This is a genomic window from Micromonospora sp. BS32 (assembly GCF_059089345.1).
In genome coordinates, this window is record NZ_JBSSHR010000150.1 from 1 (window position 1) to 405 (window position 405).

Consider the following 405-nt stretch of genomic DNA (forward strand, 5'->3'; position numbering starts at 1 on the left):
TTCACCCACGGCTCGTTCAAGGCCAAGCGCCCGCTGAAGGTGGCGCTGGCCATCGCCGGCTCGATGGCCGTCGAGGGCCCGGTCGTGCGCTGGGTCGCCGACCACCGCCGGCACCACAAGTTCAGCGATGCCGAGGGCGACCCGCACAGCCAGTGGCGGTACGGCGAGACCGTCCCGGCCCTGCTCAAGGGCCTGTGGTGGGCGCACATGGGCTGGCTCTTCGACGAGGAGCAGACCCCGCAGGCCAAGTACGCTCCCGACCTGATCAAGGACCCGGCGATCCGCCGCATCTCCCGCGACTTCTGGCTCTGGACGGCGTTCTCGCTGCTGCTGCCGCCGCTGGTCGGCGGGCTGGCCACCATGTCGTGGTACGGCGCGTTCACCGCGTTCTTCTGGGGGTCACTC

General features: G+C 70.4%; 1 protein-coding gene. It reads left to right on the forward strand.

Annotation, left to right across the window (positions count from 1 at the left end):
- Nucleotides 1-405: fatty acid desaturase (locus AC5RWQ_RS30680; protein WP_494286078.1), on the forward strand; the 405-nt coding region annotated here is incomplete at both ends.